Annotated in this window: 17 protein-coding genes; 6 read left to right on the plus strand and 11 right to left on the minus strand. The window is 72.8% G+C overall.

Annotation, left to right across the window (positions count from 1 at the left end):
• Positions 1-214: 214 nt before the first annotated feature.
• Together ACFW01_RS13895 and ACFW01_RS13900 are read left to right on the plus strand one after the other, a co-directional pair.
• A complete protein-coding gene (locus ACFW01_RS13895; protein WP_384503684.1) occupies positions 215-508 on the plus strand; it encodes a hypothetical protein in 294 nt (97 codons plus the stop codon).
• A gap of 241 nt (positions 509-749) precedes the next feature.
• Complete coding sequence (locus ACFW01_RS13900; RefSeq protein ID WP_234957846.1) at positions 750-1,838, plus strand: ferritin-like protein; 1,089 nt, start codon at positions 750-752, stop codon at positions 1,836-1,838.
• A gap of 9 nt (positions 1,839-1,847) precedes the next feature.
• Here the strand turns inward: ACFW01_RS13900 and ACFW01_RS13905 are convergent, their stop codons facing one another.
• The 3 genes from ACFW01_RS13905 to ACFW01_RS13915 form a co-directional block, all read right to left on the minus strand.
• Positions 1,848-2,234, minus strand: coding sequence for a VOC family protein (locus ACFW01_RS13905; RefSeq protein ID WP_234957845.1), 387 nt, complete (start codon positions 2,232-2,234; stop codon positions 1,848-1,850).
• Positions 2,231-2,524, minus strand: a complete 294-nt coding sequence (locus ACFW01_RS13910) for a metalloregulator ArsR/SmtB family transcription factor (protein ID WP_234957844.1) — start codon at positions 2,522-2,524, stop codon at positions 2,231-2,233. Before ACFW01_RS13910 ends, ACFW01_RS13905 begins: the two co-directional genes overlap by 4 nt.
• A gap of 66 nt (positions 2,525-2,590) precedes the next feature.
• Positions 2,591-3,349, minus strand: coding sequence for an SDR family oxidoreductase (locus ACFW01_RS13915; RefSeq protein WP_234957843.1), 759 nt, complete (start codon positions 3,347-3,349; stop codon positions 2,591-2,593).
• A 147-nt stretch (positions 3,350-3,496) separates the two neighbouring features.
• Between ACFW01_RS13915 and ACFW01_RS13920 the strand changes: the two genes are divergently transcribed.
• Positions 3,497-4,132 carry a TetR/AcrR family transcriptional regulator gene (locus ACFW01_RS13920; RefSeq protein WP_234957842.1) on the plus strand — a complete coding sequence of 212 codons (636 nt, stop codon included), beginning with the start codon at positions 3,497-3,499 and terminating at the stop codon, positions 4,130-4,132.
• 53 nt (positions 4,133-4,185) lie between these two features.
• Here the strand turns inward: ACFW01_RS13920 and ACFW01_RS13925 are convergent, their stop codons facing one another.
• The 3 genes from ACFW01_RS13925 to ACFW01_RS13935 all read right to left on the minus strand — a co-directional run bounded on the left by ACFW01_RS13925 (position 4,186) and on the right by ACFW01_RS13935 (position 7,152).
• Positions 4,186-5,265: a P1 family peptidase gene (locus ACFW01_RS13925; protein ID WP_234957841.1), complete on the minus strand. Its 1,080-nt coding sequence runs from the start codon at positions 5,263-5,265 to the stop codon at positions 4,186-4,188.
• Positions 5,266-5,426: 161 nt separating this feature from the next.
• Positions 5,427-6,215, minus strand: coding sequence for a helix-turn-helix domain-containing protein (locus ACFW01_RS13930; RefSeq protein WP_234957928.1), 789 nt, complete (start codon positions 6,213-6,215; stop codon positions 5,427-5,429).
• A 100-nt stretch (positions 6,216-6,315) separates the two neighbouring features.
• Positions 6,316-7,152: an alpha/beta fold hydrolase gene (locus ACFW01_RS13935; RefSeq protein ID WP_234957840.1), complete on the minus strand. Its 837-nt coding sequence runs from the start codon at positions 7,150-7,152 to the stop codon at positions 6,316-6,318.
• 181 nt (positions 7,153-7,333) lie between these two features.
• Here ACFW01_RS13935 and ACFW01_RS13940 point away from each other — a divergent pair, with 181 nt between their 5' ends.
• Positions 7,334-8,164: an alpha/beta fold hydrolase gene (locus tag ACFW01_RS13940; RefSeq protein ID WP_234957839.1), complete on the plus strand. Its 831-nt coding sequence runs from the start codon at positions 7,334-7,336 to the stop codon at positions 8,162-8,164.
• Positions 8,165-8,172: 8 nt separating this feature from the next.
• Here ACFW01_RS13940 and ACFW01_RS13945 read toward each other — a convergent pair whose 3' ends face one another.
• The gene (locus ACFW01_RS13945; protein ID WP_234957838.1) at positions 8,173-8,793 is read right to left on the minus strand and encodes a CGNR zinc finger domain-containing protein; all 621 of its coding nucleotides are present in this window, start codon (positions 8,791-8,793) and stop codon (positions 8,173-8,175) included.
• A gap of 50 nt (positions 8,794-8,843) precedes the next feature.
• On the opposite strand from ACFW01_RS13945, the gene ACFW01_RS13950 reads away from it, so the two are divergent.
• On the plus strand, positions 8,844-9,776 hold the full coding sequence (locus ACFW01_RS13950) for a 2-dehydropantoate 2-reductase (protein WP_234957837.1): 933 nt from the start codon (positions 8,844-8,846) through the stop codon (positions 9,774-9,776).
• Positions 9,777-9,799: 23 nt separating this feature from the next.
• Here the strand turns inward: ACFW01_RS13950 and ACFW01_RS13955 are convergent, their stop codons facing one another.
• Positions 9,800-10,669: an alpha/beta hydrolase gene (locus ACFW01_RS13955; RefSeq protein ID WP_234957836.1), complete on the minus strand. Its 870-nt coding sequence runs from the start codon at positions 10,667-10,669 to the stop codon at positions 9,800-9,802.
• A gap of 139 nt (positions 10,670-10,808) precedes the next feature.
• Here ACFW01_RS13955 and ACFW01_RS13960 point away from each other — a divergent pair, with 139 nt between their 5' ends.
• The gene (locus tag ACFW01_RS13960) at positions 10,809-11,318 is read left to right on the plus strand and encodes a CGNR zinc finger domain-containing protein (RefSeq protein WP_234957835.1); all 510 of its coding nucleotides are present in this window, start codon (positions 10,809-10,811) and stop codon (positions 11,316-11,318) included.
• Positions 11,319-11,324: 6 nt separating this feature from the next.
• Here the strand turns inward: ACFW01_RS13960 and ACFW01_RS13965 are convergent, their stop codons facing one another.
• The 3 genes from ACFW01_RS13965 to ACFW01_RS13975 are packed head-to-tail and all read right to left on the minus strand — an operon-like array spanning position 11,325 to position 16,381.
• Positions 11,325-12,146, minus strand: coding sequence for a siderophore-interacting protein (locus ACFW01_RS13965; protein WP_234957834.1), 822 nt, complete (start codon positions 12,144-12,146; stop codon positions 11,325-11,327).
• A gap of 15 nt (positions 12,147-12,161) precedes the next feature.
• Positions 12,162-14,450, minus strand: a complete 2,289-nt coding sequence (locus tag ACFW01_RS13970) for a glycoside hydrolase family 3 N-terminal domain-containing protein (RefSeq protein ID WP_234957833.1) — start codon at positions 14,448-14,450, stop codon at positions 12,162-12,164.
• Positions 14,447-16,381, minus strand: coding sequence for a cellulase family glycosylhydrolase (locus tag ACFW01_RS13975; RefSeq protein ID WP_234957832.1), 1,935 nt, complete (start codon positions 16,379-16,381; stop codon positions 14,447-14,449). Before ACFW01_RS13975 ends, ACFW01_RS13970 begins: the two co-directional genes overlap by 4 nt.
• Between the last annotated feature and the right edge of the window lies 1 nt (position 16,382).

The raw sequence follows: 16,382 nt of genomic DNA on the forward strand, positions 1-16,382 counted from the left end.
CCTGCCCGGCATGCTCGCCATGGGGGCGCCGGCATGGGCCTCGCGATGACACCCTCCACCGAGGCCATCACCGGTGCCCTCCCGCGCGGGCACCAGGGCGGGGCGTCCGCGCTCAACGACGTCACCCGCGAGTTCGGCACCGCGCTCGGCGTCGCCCTCCTCGGGGCCCTGCTCTCCGCGGGCTGCCGCGACGCCGTCGACGCCCGGCTCGACGGTGTCCCCGGCGCGACCGCGGACACGGCGCGACCGCGGACACGGCGCGACCGCGGACACGGCGCGCGAAGGGGTCGCCAACGCGCTGGACGCCGCGCACCGGGCGGGGCCGCACACGCGGGCGGTGGCGGACGCGCCCAGGGAGTCGTTCGTCGACGGCCGGCGACAGGCCATGTGGGCGGGCGTCGCCGTCATGGCGGTCCTCTTCTTCTACGTCCTCGCCCGGGGCCCGCGGCACCCCGGCCCCGCCCCGGCGGACGGACCGGAACCGGCCGACGCGACCACCGACTCCTGACCCCGAGGCCACCGGGGCCCGCCCCGGCCGGACGCGCCACCGATACGGCCGACCGGGTGGGCGATGCCGCACTCGGCGGCGCGCGCCGGGGAAACGGCGTCCACGCTGCTAGTTTCGCCAGCCGTCGGAGGAAACCGGACGCCTCGGTCCGAGGCGCGGTTCACATGCGAGGGAGCAGCGGGTGACAGATGTGCGCGCGGAATCGTCGGGGGCCCGGGCCCCGTTCGGGCGGAGGACCTTCATGGCGTCGGCCGCTCTGACGGCGGCCGCTCCCGTGACGGCGGCCACTCCCTCGGCGGCGGCCGCTCCCGTCCCGGCGGCCGGCTGCCCGGTCGGCACGGGCCCCTGCCCGTCCGTGGCGTCGCTGCTCGCCGTCCCCACGGACGGCCGGGACGTCGAGTGGCTCAAGCAGTCCCTGCAGGTGGCCGTGGCGCTCGAACTCGCCACGATCCCGCCGTACTTGTGCGGCTGGTGGTCCATCGAGGACCGCTCGAGCCAGGCGGCACGGCTGATCCGGCGCATCCTCGCCGACGAGATGTACCACATGGGCGTGGTCTGCAACCTGCTGGTGGCCGTCGGCGGCCGGCCACGCATCGCGGACGCGGCGCTCGCCTACCCCGGGCCGCTCCCCGGCGGGGTGCGCGCCGAGGTGAACGTCTACCTGTCGGGCCTCACCCGCCCCTACGTGCACGACGTGATGATGGCGATCGAAGCCCCCGACGTACCGCTCGCCCGGCACGTGGAGGACGCGCCCAGCATCGGTGACTTCTACGACGCCCTGCTCGGCGCGTTCAAGGCCGCGGCGCCCGAGATGACGGCGCGGGGACAGCTCTCCGATCGCATCGGCAACGACGTCATGGAACCCGTGACCGACCTCGACGGCGTCGAGCGCTCGATCGAGATCATCAAGGAGCAGGGCGAGGGCACCGCCAGCTCCCCGGCGGAAGCCTTCGGCGACGACCACCCCGCCCACTACTACGCCTTCGGCGAGATCTACCACGGGCGGCAGCTGCGCGAGACGGAGGACGGCTGGCAGTTCACCGGCGCCCCCGTCCCCTTCCCCGCCGCACGCCCCATGGCCCGCGTCCCGGCGGGCGGCTGGTCCGGTGCGTCCACCTCCGTCCAGGGTCTGCTCGACCAGTTCGACACCGCCTACGCCAAGGTCCTGAGCACCCTGGACGCGGCGTGGACCGACGGGGACCCGCGCACCCTGCGCTCGGCCGTCCGCGCCATGGGCGCGATGGAAGCCCCCGCGCTGCGGCTGATGGAGACCGCCCTGCCGGACGGCGGGGGCAACTACGGCCCCCAGTTCCGCCCGCCGGCGGGGTGACCCGCTCCGCTACTTGCTGTGCACGATCTGGATCAGGTTGCCGCAGGTGTCGTCCAGCACCGCGGTGGTGATGGGGCCCATCTCCAGCGGCTCCTGGGTGAAGCGCACCCCGAGCCCGCGCAGCCGGTCGAACTCCGCCGGCACGTCGTCCACGGCGAAGGAGGCGGCCGGGATGCCGTCGTGGGCCAGCGCCTCCTTGTAGGGCCGCACCGCGGGGTGGCCGGAGGGCTCCAGCAGAAGCTCGGTTCCGTCGGGGGCCTCCGGTGAGACCACGGTCAGCCACCGGTCCGTGCCCATGGGGACGTCGTGCTTCTTCACGAAGCCCAGGACGTCGGTGTAGAAGCGCAGGGCGTTCTCCTGGTCGTCTACGAACACGCTGGTGAGGTGGATTTTCATGGGGTGCTCTCCGGTGCGTCGGGTCTGAGCCATCGGGTGACGATGCGCTCCAGGGGTGCGGTGTCGAGGTCGTGGAACTTGTAGCGGCCCTCACGCCTGGGGACGACCAGGCCCGCCGCTTCCAGCACGGCGAGATGCTGGCTGACCGCCTGCCGTGACAGGCCCAGGCCGTGCTTGGTGGTGAGGCGGGCGCATATCTCGAACAGGCTCTGGCCGTCCCGTTCGACCAGTTCGTCAAGGATGCGCCGGCGGGTGGGGTCGGCCAGCGCCTTGAACACATCCTGCGTCATGACCTCAGAATAGGCAAGCGTCGACTTGCCTATCAACCTGGGCTCTCCCGGGGCAGGCTCACCCGGTCAGAGGAGGGCGCCGCCGGAGACCTCGACGCGCTGGGCGGTCATCCAGCGCAGGCCCTCGGACGCCAGCGTGGCGATGGCGTCGCCGATCTCCTCGGGTTCGCCGACGCGGCCGAGCGCGGTCTGCCCGGCCAGGCCCTGGCGCATGCCGGCGTCGTCCCGCATGGCGCCGCCGTTGAAGTCGGTGGCGGTCGGCCCCGGGGCAATGGAGTTGACCCGGATGTCACGGGGGCCGAGTTCTGCGGCCAGAGTGCGGCTCAGGGCCTCGACGGCGGCCTTCGAGGCGGAGTAGACCGAGGTCGCGGGACTGGTGTGGCGAGTCAACGACGACGAGACGTTGATGACGCGGGCGCCTTTCGCCAGCATCGGCACAAGCGACTGGACGAGGAAGAACGTGCCCCGCACATTCGTGTCGAACACCGTGTCGAAGTCGCTGGTCGTGACGGTTTCCAGTGGGCCGAAGACACCCACCCCCGCGTTGTTGACCACGATGTCGAGCCGAGAGGCCCCCCAACGCTCAAGGAGTCCGCTCAGCTCGGCGGTGAAGACCCCGAAAGAGGAGACGTCGCTGATGTCGAGACGCGCGACGGCGGCAGTCCCACCCGCGGCGTGCACTTGCCGCGCCGTCTCCTCGGCGCCGGTCGCATCACCGCGATGAGTGACCACGACCCTCACCCCGCGCGCCGCCAGCGCCAGGGCCGTACTCCGGCCCAGACCGCGGTTCGCGCCGGTCACCAGAGCGATCATGTCGGCTGCCATCGGCTACTCCCTCATCGCACGGCACCAGAGAGACCTGGGACACCGCCATCGGATGCGAGTCAGGTGACTCGCCTTTCCCGTGCAGCGTAGGTGCGCCCAAAGAGGCGAGTCAAGTGACTCGCCTCGGGGCTGGGGCATACTGCACGCATGGCAGCAGAGCTCTCCGCACATCACCGCCGTCTCGCCCAGCAGAAGCGTGAGGCGATCATCTCCGCGGCCACGGACCTCTTCCTGAACCACGGTTACGACGGCACGTCCCTCGCCCGCATCGCCGAAGGGGCGGCAGTCTCGAAGTCCACCCTCTTCAAGCAGTTCCCCACCAAGGCAGCCCTCTTCGAGGCCATCGTCACCGAGTCCTGGCAGCGTGACGCCACAGGCGCCGTCGCGCGACCTCGGGCAGGAGACCTCCGTTCCGGCCTGACCTCCATCGGCCACCGCTACGCCGACCTGATCAGCCGGCCCGGCATGACAGCCCTGTTCCGCATCGTCATCGCCGAGCTGCCCCGCTTCCCCGAACTGGGACGCATGCAGTTCCAGCTCGGCAAGCTGCCCTACTTCACCTCGGTCCAGGACTACCTGGAGTCGGAGCACGAGGCCGGCAACGCCGACGTTCCGGACGCGGAGAGCGCTGCCAACCAGTTCCTCGGGATGATCGCCAACTACGTCCTGTGGCCCCGCATGCTGCTGACCGACTGGAACCCGGCAGCCTCCGACATCCGCTACGCCGTCGAGCAGGCGGTAGAGACCACGCTCGCCCGCTATGCCTCTGATCGACCAGCCTGATCCGCACGGTACGTCGCGTGAACTCCCCTTGACCGATGAGGCCGGAACTCGCCTCAGGCGCCCGGCGCCGGAGGGGCGGAGAGGGCGCGGAGCAGGGACTCCGCCGGGAGCGCGGGGGCCGTCCGGCCGTCCAGGCCGGTGGTCGTGGTCGCTGCCAGCAGGGAGTTGAGCACCGCCTCCTCGACGGCGTCGAGCACCGCTTCGAACAGCGGGTTCAGGTCGGCATCGGCCACCGGGGCGCCGCCCGGGCGGGTGGCGAAGGCGACGGCGTAGTCACCACTGCCGTGGCTGTACGCCGCGCCGGTGCGTGCCAGCGCGAACACCGCGCGCCGGGCGACCCGGGTGAGCTGCCGGGCGTCGAGCGGCGCGTCGGTGGCCACCACGATCATGCAGGACCCCGCGTCCGCGACCGGCCCCGCACTGTCCGCCCCGGCGACGCCCAGGGAGCGGGGGGTGAGGGTCCGGCCGAGCACCCGGAGCGTGCCGCCGAAGTTCGCCTGCACCAGGACGCCCACGGTGCGGCGCCGGCCACCCGCTTCCGGAGTGCGCGAGGCGGTGCCGACGCCCGCCTTGAAACCCAGCGCCACGGTGCCGGTTCCGGCGCCTACGCACCCCTCGGCCACGGCCCCGCCGGCGGCGGTGTCCAGGGCGGCGTGCACATGGTCCTCGTGGACGGGACGTGCCCGGATGTCCGACAGGAAGCCGTCGTTGCACTCGCCCACCACGGGGTTGAGACTGCGTACCTCCTCGCATCCGGGCCGCCGCAGCATCCAGCCGACCAGGGCGTCCGCGACCCGGAAGGCCGACAGGGTGGAGGTGAGCAGGACCGGGGTCTCCAGCGCGCCCAGTTCGGTGAGCTGGGTGGTCCCGATGAGCTTGCCGTAGCCGTTGCCGCTGAACACCCCGGCCGGCAGTGGGGTCCGGGGGCAGACCAGGTCGGGCAGGACGGCGGTGACCCCGCTGTGGACGTCGGGCGGCCGCCGCACGGTGGTGTGCCCGACCCGGACGCCCGGCACGTCGGTGATGGCGTTGCGGGGCCCGGGGGTGCCGGACCCGATGACGACACCGAGGTCACGCGCCCGGGGCCGGGGAGCGACGGAGGAGGGTTCCGGAGGACGGCGCACGGGTTCCATACGGCCGGAGGTTACGTCGCCGAGGTGGAGGCGGACGGCAGGGGCCCGGGCGAACTGTGCGGCGAGGACCAGTGCTGCCTGGCTCTACGAAGCGCCATGGCCCGACGCGACCGTCCACAACTCGCAGGGCCACCTGTCCGACGCGGTCGTACGGCACCCGGTCAACGCCGTGTGACACCCGCACGCGGGGCGGACCGGCCCGGTGACGAGCCGGGCCAGGCGACGTCGTCGATCGCCAGCCACGGTGCGGCGGCCAGGGCGGTGGGGGTGAGGCCGGTGAATGCCCGCACCTCGCGGTGGAGGTGGGACTGGTCGGCGTAGCCGCCCTCCGCGGCCGCGGCGGCCGGGGCGAGGCCCGCCGCGAGGAGGTGGGCGGCGTGGTCGAAGCGGACGAGACGCGCGGCGAGCTTGGGCGTGATGCCGAGCTGGGCCGTGAAACGCGCCGACAGGTGCTTGCGGCTCCAACCGACCTCGCCGGCCAGGCCGTCGACCCGTACGCGCCCCCGGCCGGTGAGCGTCCGCCGCCAGGTACGCGCGACCTCCGGGTCGACCGGACGCCGGTCAGCTGCCCGGCGGAGCAGCATGCCCGCCGCGACGGCGAACCGTTCGTCCAACGACCCCGCGGCGCGCAGTTCCTCCTCGGTCCGTTCCGCGTTCCGGCCCCAGACGTCCGCGAAGGACTCGACCCGCCCGGTGAGGTCGGTCGACCAGCCCAGCACAGCGGTCGCCGCGGCGGGCTCCAGCCGGATCTGGAGGCACTCGCCCACTCGTCCCGACGCCCGCAGCTCGCCCGGGAGGAGACCGGCGACGAAGCTGCCGCGACCGTGCCGGCCGTGGGCGCCGTACTGGATGCCCTCGCCCTCGCTCAGGTCGATGAGCAGGGTGACGGACGGGTGCGCCACCATCGCGATGTCCGTGAAGGAGGGGACGGGCTGCCGAAAGCCGGCCATGCTGATGCCCGGCAGCCGGACCGACGGGTGCGGGACGGCGATGTCCACGCTCGTCCAGTCGGGTGGCGCGTCTGACGGCAACACGGGCACACTCTAGGTCTCAGTGGGCGACGGGCGGAGCGCCGGCGCCCCTCGCCGCGAAACGCAGCAGCAGTTCGGCGGTCGCCGCGGGCGCTTCGAGCGGGGGAAGGTGCCCCACCCCCGGCAGCGTCTCGACCCGCGTGCCGGGCACGGCGCCGTACCGGTGCGCCGACGTCGGTTCCCAACGGGGGTCGGCGTCGCCGAAGACGGCCAGCACCGGGAGGCGGAGCGCCGCGAGGCGCTCGGACACGGCGCGCTCGGTGAGGTACGCGATGTTCCGGTGCGACAACGTCCGGAATGCCCGGTACGAGGTGTTCCGCAGATCGTCGATCATCGTGTCCGGGACGTCCACCGGGCGGGCGGCCGTCGCGCCGATCCCCTTGCGGATCATCGCGTCCGTGCGGCGCGACCACAGGAGACGGCCGAACGGCGGGCCCAGCAGCAGGCGGAGGGCGAGGGGCTGCGTGCGGAAGGCGTCCATGTCCGGACCGGTGCTGACCAGCGCGATGGCCCCCACCAGATCCGGGCGCCGCTCGGCGAGCGCCGTCGCGACGTACCCGCCGCTGGAGTGCCCGGCCACGGTCACGGAGCGAAGCCCCAGGTGGTCGAGGAGCGCCGCGACGCGGTCCGCCTGCGCGGGGACGTCGTACGACTCCGCGGGCGGGGACTGGCCGCAGCCCGGGAGGTCGACCCGGACGACGTGATGGCGGGCGGCCAGCGCGGGGGTCACGGGACCCCAGGACGCGCCCGAGGCTCCGGTGCCGTGGACGAGCAGCAGCGGCCGCGCTTGGGGCGGGCCGTCGCGCACCACGTGCAGGCCGTGCGAGAGGTGGGTGCGGGTGCCGTTCTCCTTCATGCCCGCGATGGTGCGGTCGGCGCCGGTCGCGGGTCTTGTGCGAATGTCGGCTCATCATTACGGGTGAAAATGTGGCATGTCCGACATCGACGTAGGGTTGGCGGAGACGGACTCGGCCACGGCCTCCGGCCCCGGCCAGGGTCCGGCGCTCTCTCCTGCCCCGGACGCGGAAGGATCAGCCATGGGCACGGTCACCACCTCGGACGGCACGACCATCTTCTACAAGGACTGGGGGCCGCGCGACGCGCAGCCGATCGTCTTCCACCATGGCTGGCCGCTCAGCGGGGACGACTGGGACAACCAGATGTTGTTCTTCCTCTCGCACGGCTACCGTGTGATCGCCCACGACCGGCGCGGTCACGGGCGTTCCGGCCAGCCCTCGACCGGCCACGACATGGACACCTACGCCGCCGACGTGGCGGCCATGACCGACGCGCTCGACCTGAAGGACGCCGTGCACATGGGGCATTCGACCGGCGGCGGCGAAGTCGCGCGCTACGTGGCGCGTGCCAAGCCGGGCCGGGTCGCGAAGGCCGTGCTCCTCAGCGCCGTGCCCCCGATCATGGTCAAGTCCGAGTCCAATCCCGGCGGCACGCCGATCGAGGTCTTCGACGAGTTCCGCGCGGCCCTCGCCGCCAACCGGGCGCAGTTCTACATCGAGGTGCCGTCCGGGCCCTTCTACGGTTTCAACCGGGAGGGCGCGAAGGTGTCGCAGGGCCTCATCGACAACTGGTGGCGCCAGGGGATGAGGGGCGCGGCCAACGCCCACTACGAGTGCATCAAGGCGTTCTCCGAGACCGACTTCACCGAGGACCTCGAGCGGATCGACGTACCGGTCCTCGTCGCGCACGGCACGGACGACCAGGTCGTGCCCTACGCCGACGCGGGCCCGCTCTCCGCCGAACTCCTCGAGAACGGCACCCTCAAGTCGTACGAGGGGTTCCCGCACGGTATGCACGCGACCCACGCGGAGGTCATCAACCCCGACCTCCTGGCCTTCGTGAAGTCATAGCGGACGGCTCACCGGGGCCCGCCGGCCCTCGACCGGTGGCCGGCCGCCTTGGCCTGGTTGCCGCAGCGCCGCATGGAACACCATTTGCGCGGCCTGCCGCCGCCGGAGTCGAGGAACAGCATCCGGCACACCTCGGAGGCGCACGCGGTGAGGCGGGAGCTTCGGGCCTCGTCCGTCATCAGGTCGATCAGGTCCCGTGCCACGAGCGAAAGCAGTGCTTCCCGGGTCAGCGCCCGGCCGTTCTTCGGGACCCAGCCGCCACCGTCGGCAGCAAGTTCCAGTCGCGGCACCGGCGGCTGGGCACGGGCCAGTTGATTGACCAGGTCCACCGACGCGGGCCGGGGCCGGTGGCCGTCGAGCGCGGAGGAGGCGATGTCGAACGCGGCCGCGCGCAGGGCGTGCAGCGAGCGCAGCATCTCCTGCGGGTCCTGCCCCTCGGCCGGCACCAGTCCCACGCCGCGGCACCAGGTTTCGAGGCGTGCGACGTCCCCCATCCGTTCGACCGGGACGCCGGGCCTGCGGCCCACCGTCGCCACGAGGTTCAGGGAGAGGGCCCCCGCGTCGAAACGCAGCTCCCGGAGTCGCGCGGTGACCCTGCGACGAGGTGTGTCCCGCTGCTCACCGTCCATGGTTGGATAGTAACTGTTCGAATGGTTACCAAGGGGAGTGGGGCGGATTCATGCGCATCGCGGTGATCGGGGCAGGCGGCGTCGGCGGGTACTTCGGAGCGCGGCTGGCCGCCGCCGGGAACGAGGTGACCTTCGTGGCCCGCGGCGCCCACCTCGAAGCGATACGCCGGTCGGGGCTGGTCGTGCGCAGCCCGCTGGGCGTGTTCCGGGCGCCGCCCGCCTCGGTGGTCGCGAGCATCTCCGAACTCGGCCCCGTCGACGTGGTCCTGGTCGCCGTCAAGCTCTGGGACACCGAGGACGTCGCCGGACAGCTGCGGTCGTCGGCGGCGCACTCGGCGCCGGTGCTGTCCCTCCAGAACGGGGTGCACAAGGACGGCATCCTCCGTGACCGGCTGACGGACGAACAGGTCCTGGGCGGTGTCTGCTTCATCTCCGCGTTCATCCAGGAGCCCGGGGTCGTGGTCCACAACGGCACGCTGCAGAGGATCGTGCTCGGCCCCTACCACGACGGTCAGAAGGCGATCAGCGACGCCCTACTCGCCACGTTCCGCGACGCCGGGATCGACGCGGAGACGAGCGACGACATCGAGCGGGTCGTCTGGGAGAAGTTCGTCTTCCTGGTCGGCCTGTCGGCGACCACGGCGGCCGTCCGCCGGCCCATCGGGGTCGTGCGGGCCCACGAGGAGAGCCGCCGCCTGCTGCGCGAGGTGATGGCCGAGACGGTGGCCGTGGCCCGGGCGTCCGGCGTGCGGCTGGACAGCGGGTTCGCCGACGACCGACTCGACTTCTGCGACACGCTCCCCGCGGACATGACGTCCTCCATGCACCACGACCTGGAGCAGGGCAACCGCCTGGAACTGCCCTGGCTCAGCGGGGGAGTGGCGGACCTCGCCGACCGTCTCGGCATCCCGGTCCCGCGCAACCGCACGGTGGCCGACATCCTGGCGCCCCACGTCATGGGGCGCCCGGCCGGCCACGCGTGAGGTCCTGGCCCGGCGGGCGCCGGTCAGGGGGCGACGCGGGCGAGGAAGCCGCGGATGTGGCCGGTGATCTCCTCCAGGTGGCTCTCCAGGGCGAAGTGCCCGGTGTCGAGGAGGTGGATCTCGGCCTCGGGCAGATCGCGCTGGAAGGCGCGGGCTCCGTCGGGTCCGAAGATCTCGTCGTTGGCGCCCCAGACGGCCAGCAGCGGTACCTGGGAGTCGCGGAAGTACTGCTGGAGCCGGGGGTAGAGGGTGACGTTGGTCGGGTAGTCGCGGAACAGCGTGAGCTGGACGGCGTCATTGCCCGGCCGGTCGAGCAGGGCCTGGTCGACGGTCCAGTTGTCCGGGCTGACGACGGTCGGGTCCGCCACCCCGTTCACGTACTGCCACCGGATCATCTCGGGGGACAGTGCCGCACGGACCGGGGCCTCGGTCTCGGGGGCCGGGTGGTCGGTGTAGGCGAAGAGTCCGTCCCAGAACGTCTTGACGAAGCCGTCGGTGTAGGCGTTGCCGTTCTGCGTGATGATCGCGGAGATGCGCCGCGGTGACCGGGTGGCGATCCGCCAGGCGACCGGCGCCCCGTAGTCCTGCACGTACACCGCGAACCGGTCGACGCCGAGGTGGTCCAGCAGGCCGACGGTCACGTCGGTGAGGGAGGCGAAGCTGTAGTCGAACTCGTCGACCCGGGGCATCGCCGAATGCCCGAAGCCGATCATGTCCGGCGCGATGACGTGGTAGGTGTCCGCGAGCTTCGGTATCAGGTTCCGGAACATGCGGGAGCTGGTCGGGAAGCCGTGGAGCAGCACGACGGCGGGCGCCTGCGGGTCCCCGGCCTCGCGGTAGAAGACGTCCAGGCCGTCGATGGTGGCGGTGCGGTGATGGACGGTGGCATTCATCGTAACCCCTTTGTTTGCATTAAGTGGTTAGCTTCAGTGGAGCACTCCGGGGCTAACCTGTCAAGCGAAGATAAAGGGTTAGAGTGTGTGAGCGGCTGTAACCTGTCAGTTCGCGAAGAGGGGTTAGACGGTGGACGTGATGATCGACAGGGCGGCCGAGGAGCGGCTCCTGGAGCTGCTCAACACGACGCCCGTCGTGGCGGGTGCGGTGCACGACACCCTGGGCGCGCCCGACGAGGCCCGCGCCTGGGTGCGCGACCACGGCGGGGCCGGGACGCGTGAGGAGATCGCCTTCCTCGCCGAGGTGCGGGACGTGCTGCAGAGCGTCGTCCGGGGTGAGCGCGGGCCGGACTCCCTGCGCGGCTTCCTCGACGGCGTCGACAGCGTGCCCGACATCGAGGACGGCAGGCTGGAGTGGTCGCTGCGGGTGCCCGCGGCGCGGCGACTCGCGGTGGAGTCCGTACTGGCCTGGGCGCATCTGCGGGAAACGAAGCCGGGACGGCTCAAGCCGTGCGGTAATCCCGAGTGCCGGCTCTTCCTGCTGGACCGGAGCAAGCCCAACAGTGCCCGCTGGTGCTCCATGGCCGACTGCGGGAACCGGATGAAGGCCCGGCGTCACTACCAGCGGGTCAAGGACGCCCAGTCCTGAACCGCCTCAGGCCGCGGCCTGCGCCTTCTCGTGCTTCCAGAAGCCCGAGAACGTGATGCGCTCCTTCGGCAGACCGAGGCGGTGCAGGTGCCTGCGGCCCTCGGTGGCCAGTGTCGACTCGCCGACGACGAAGGCGTACCCCGTGGCCTCGGCGCGGGTGACCCGGCGCAGTGCGCCCAGGGCGGCGGCGCCGGGGACCGAGGCGCTGTCCTCACGCACGACCCAGGTCACGCTCACGCCGGGCGGGGCGTGCAGCTCGCGCCGGTCGGCCGCGGTGGGGACCTCCTGGATGAGCCGGCCCACCGCGTCGGCGGGCAGGGACCGCAGGATGCCCGCCGTCGCGGGCAGGCCCGTCTCGTCGGCCACGACGGTGACCTCGGAGGCGTCCCGCGGGCAGTCGAAGAGGATCCCCTGGTCGAGCACGGCGAGCGCGTCGCCGGGCCGGGCGGCGCAGGCCCAGATCGCGGCCCGGCCCTCGATCTCCCCCGTGGGCCCGCGGTGCACCACGAAGTCGATGTCCATCTCCGCGCTCTCGCGGCGGAAGTCCGCCACGGAGTAGTTGGCGCAGTGCGGCCGTTCGGCCTCGGGGATGGCCAGGTACGGCTGCCACCACTGGGCGCCGGTGAACTCCGGTAGGCGGAGGGCGCGTTGGTGGGGGAGCTGGAGGAAGAGGCGGAACCAGTGGTCGTACCCCAGCCACGGGAAGCCGCCGAGCCCCGGCCCGGTGACCGTGACGCGCTGCATGGACGGGGTGACCCGCTCGGTCCGCACCACGCGGGCGCGGAACATCTCGGGCTGCTGGGGCGTGAGCCGACGAACCTTCGCCATGAAGGGAAGGCTAGCCTAAGTTGCACGCGATTCCGAGTCGGTGATCTCCAGACGTGCCCCCTGAGTACGGTCGGACGCCGGTCCCGTCTCCAGTTCCACGACGCCCGCCTCGACGGCAAGGCGCAGGTCGCGCCCCACGGACGCCAGCGTCCGAGCGTCCAGGTCGAAGACCGCGTCGGCCCGCTCGCCCGGCGCGAGGCGCACGCGGACGAACCCCCGCAGCTCGCGCACCCGCGGCCAGGACGTGCCCCCCGACACCCGGCGCAGGTACAGCTGCACCGTCTCGTCGGCCGGCCGCGTCCCGGTGTTGCGGACGGCGACCCGGCAGGTCAGGCGGGGCGCGTCCACGGCGACCCGGACCTGCGACAGGCGCGGTGCCCCGTACTCGACGCTCGTGTACGACAGTCCGTGCCCGAAGGCGTGGCGGGGCGTCGCGCTCTGGTCGACGTAGCCGCGGTAGCGGTGGTCCTTGCCGTTGTAGAAGACGGGCAGTTGGGCGGCCGAGCGGGGCACCGACACCGGCAGCCGCCCGCGCGGCTCGGCGTCGCCGAACAGCACCTCGGCCACGGCGCGCCCGCCCCGCGGTCCCGGGTACCAGGTGCTCAGCACCGCCGAGACCGGTGCGTCGACCTCGGGCAGGGCGTGCGGCCGGCCCTGCACCAGCACCACCACGACCGGCGTCCCGGTCGCCGACACGGCCGCCAGCAGGGCCCGCTGCGCCGGTGGCAGGGCCAGCTCCGCGAGGTCGACGCCCTCACCGCACGTCATGCCGGACGGCGCTCCCGCCCCTGTGACGGCCGCCCCGTTCTCCTCGAAGGCGGTGTCGGCGGTGCGGGCACTGGAACCGCCCAGCACCAGCACGGTGACGTCCGAGCCGGCGGCCAGTGCCACGGCCTCGGGCACCCGCGACACGTCGTCCCCCACCAGCTCGCACCCACGGGCGTACCCCACTTCGGTGCCGGGCGCGACGGCGGCACGGATGCCGTCCAGGACGGTGACGCCGTCACCGGGCCGCTGCGGTGCCGTGTAGTCACCGATCTGCTGGGCGACGGAATCCGCGTTGGGCCCGAGCACCGCGATCCGCCGCGCGGCCCGGGACAGCGGCAGGACCCCGCCCTCGTGCGCGAGCAGCGTCACCGAGCCGCGGGCGATCCGTTCGCCCAGGTCGCCGACGTCCGGCCGGCCGGGGCTCCCCGGGCCGTCCGCGGGCCCGGGCCGCTCGAACAGACCGAGGCGGAACTTCAGCGTGAGCACCCGCGCCACCGCGGTGTCCAAGGCCTCCTCGGACACCAGCCCCCGCTCCACGGCCTCGCCCAGCCGGGGGAAGCAGTCGTCCCACAGACTCAGATCGCAGCCCGCGTCCAGAGCCAGGGCCGCCGCCGACACGGGGTCACCCGTCAGCCGCACCAGCCGGTCGATCGCGGTTCCGTCCGCCATCACGACACCGTCGAAGCCCCACTCGTCGCGCAGCAGTTCGGTCAGCAGGTACCGGTTGGCGACGCACGGTACGCCGTCGAACTCGTTGTAGGCGGCCATCACCCCGGCCGCGCCCGCCGCCACCCCGGCCCGGGCCGCCGCGAGGTGGATCTCGTGCAGCTCGCGGTGGCCCAGCTCCGTCGCCGCGCTGTTGCGCCCGCCGACCGTGGCGCCCTGGCCGGCGAAGTGCTTCAGCACCACGGCGACACCCGCCCGCCGCGCACCCTCGACCAGGGCCTCGGTCATCCGTGCCGCGAGATACGGGTCCTCGGCGAAGCACTCCTCGCTGCGTCCCCAGCGGGGATCACGTACGAGGTCCAGCGCGGACACCAGGGCGATGTGCGCGCCCCGGGCCCGCAGTTCGGCGCCCGCGCCGGCCACCGCCTCCGCGTACAGCTCCGGATCCCAGGTGGCGCCGGCCGCCAGGTTGACCGGCAGCACCGTACCGTCCAGCGCCTGGTGGCCGTGCGGCATCTCCTCGACCAGCAGGACGGGGATGCCCAGCCGGGTGTTGTCCCGGACGTGCCGCTGGACGGCCGCCGCCGTCAGGGCGCCGTCCCGGGCGTCCAGGCCGTCCTCGAACCCGACGCCCGACCAGGCGTCCGCCCGCTGGAGTCCGTACAGCGCGCCCATGCCGTCGAAGGCGGCGACCTCCTCGCGGAACGCGTCGGTGAGGCGGTGGCCGTCCGGGCCGCGCTCGTAGGCGTGCCAGCCGTACATGCGCTGGTTGAGCTGGCCCACCTTCTCCGCCGGGGTCATGCGGCCCAGCAGGTCGCAAACGCGTTCCGGCACCGGCGCCGCCGGGTCGCGGTAGCGGGGGACGGTCATCGCAGCTCCAGGACGGCGACGCCGTACGGGTCGATCCGCACATCGTCCACGGGTTCGCCGTCGGCCAGGGCGTGCAGCTTCCCGTCGGTCCGCGGACGGACCACCAGCGGCCCGTCGCTCTGACTGACCAGCCAGACGAAGCGGCGGCCGTCCGCGTGCGCGACGACGTCCGCCGAGACGTGCGGATCGGTCACCGTGACGGGCCGCCGCGCGCCCGACACCCGCGCCAGCGCGGCGTACAGCCGGTGTGTGGCGTCCGGGTTGACGCGCGCCGTCCGGGCCGCCATGTGCTCCAGCGGGTAGGTGGCCAGCACGGTACGGCCCGTGCCGGTCTCGTGCACGACCAGGGCGGGCCGGCCGTGCGCGTCCACGGCGACGACCCGGCCCGCGCGCGGCACCACGGGCAGGTAGGCGCGGCTGTCCTCGTTCCCCGCGACCGGGAAGCGCAGCACCTCTCCGGCGCGCAGGCCGCCGAAGTCCTCGGTGAACGTCATCTCCAGCACGTCGTCCTCGATCGGCTCGGCGACGCCGTACGACAACTGCAGCTCCACCCCGAAGAGGCCGTCCAGGTCGTCGAACCAGGGGCCGCGGGTGCCCGGGTGCTCGCCGGAGCAGAACGACAGGTACACGGTGGCGCCGTCGGCGGCCCGGCGGGCCAGCTCCCGGCGGGTACGCGTGGTGAGCTGCCGGGTCGCGGGCAGCAGGTAGAGCGACGCCTCGCCGGGCAGCCCGTCGGCCTCGCGGGTGAGGGCGACGGGGAGGTCGGCGGCGCGCGCGGTGACGTAACCCTGGTGCAGGGACGTGAAGATGAGCGGCCGGTCGGCGGGACGGCTGTACGGGTAGCCGCGTTCCAGGAAGGCGGGCACCACCAGTGCGGCGTCGGCCTCCGTCCGGGCGCAGTTCGGGAAGTCCACGGCCTTCAGCACGTCGGCGAAGGCGGCCAGTTCACGCAGCGGTTCCTTCGGCGCACCCGCGGAGTCGGTGATGCCGAAGTGCATCTCGAACGGGTGGTGGTCGTAGGGGGACCGGTCCCACAGGGCGTCGTAGTCGGTGTTGTTCCAGGCGATCCAGCCCGTGGCCCCGCCCAGCAGCGAGTTGTGCAGGGTCTGGCGGTAGAAATGGCCCGCGTTGGCGGCCGAGACGGTGTCGGTGGACAGCCCGAACTCCTCCAGCACCACCGGCTGCCCGGTCACCGCGGCCAGCTCGCACTCGAAGGCCGCGCGGTAGTGCTGCCGCGGCCGGTCGGTGTCGGAGCGGTACACGTGCGGGCCGACGAAGTCGACGTACTCGGCGGTCTCCCGCAGCGAGAAGCCGTTGTCGCGGCCGGTGACCTCGATGCCCCACGCCCCGTCGCCCAGCGACACCGGCTGCGTCGCTCCGGTCGCGCGCACCGCGTTGCACATGGCCTGGGCCCAGGCGGTCACCACGTCGGCCGACGGCGGGTCCACCTGGTAGATCCGCCCGTAGCCCGGCATCTCGTTGGTGATCAGCCAGCCCGTGACCGCCGGGTGGTCCTTGAAACGGCGTGCCATGCGGGAGACGAACCACGCCTGGCGGCCGACCATCCACACGTCCTCGTACAGGTCGCGGTTGCCGCGCCAGGCCGGGTCCCAGTTCTCACCGGACATGTGGCCCACGATGAACGTCGGTACCGTCCCCATGCCCGCTTCGAGGTGGGCGTCCAGGAAGTCCTCGAACCGCGCGCACAGTGCGTCGTCGACGCGGTCCGGCTCCGGGTGGAAGTCGGGCCAGTAGAAGAACGACCGGGTCATGTTCAGGCCGTGGTCGCCCAGTACGCGCAGTTCCTCGCGGACGGTCTTCGGGTCGTAGTCGCGCCACATCAGCGGACCGCCGGTGCGGGACCAGAAGTTGGCGCCGAGCCAGGGCAGGACGGCGGGCTGGTGGGTGAGCTGGGCGCTGTGGCGTCGCATG

It is taken from the genome of Streptomyces sp. NPDC058985 (genome assembly GCF_042740985.1).
In the GTDB taxonomy this organism is placed as follows: Bacteria; Actinomycetota; Actinomycetes; order Streptomycetales; family Streptomycetaceae; genus Streptomyces.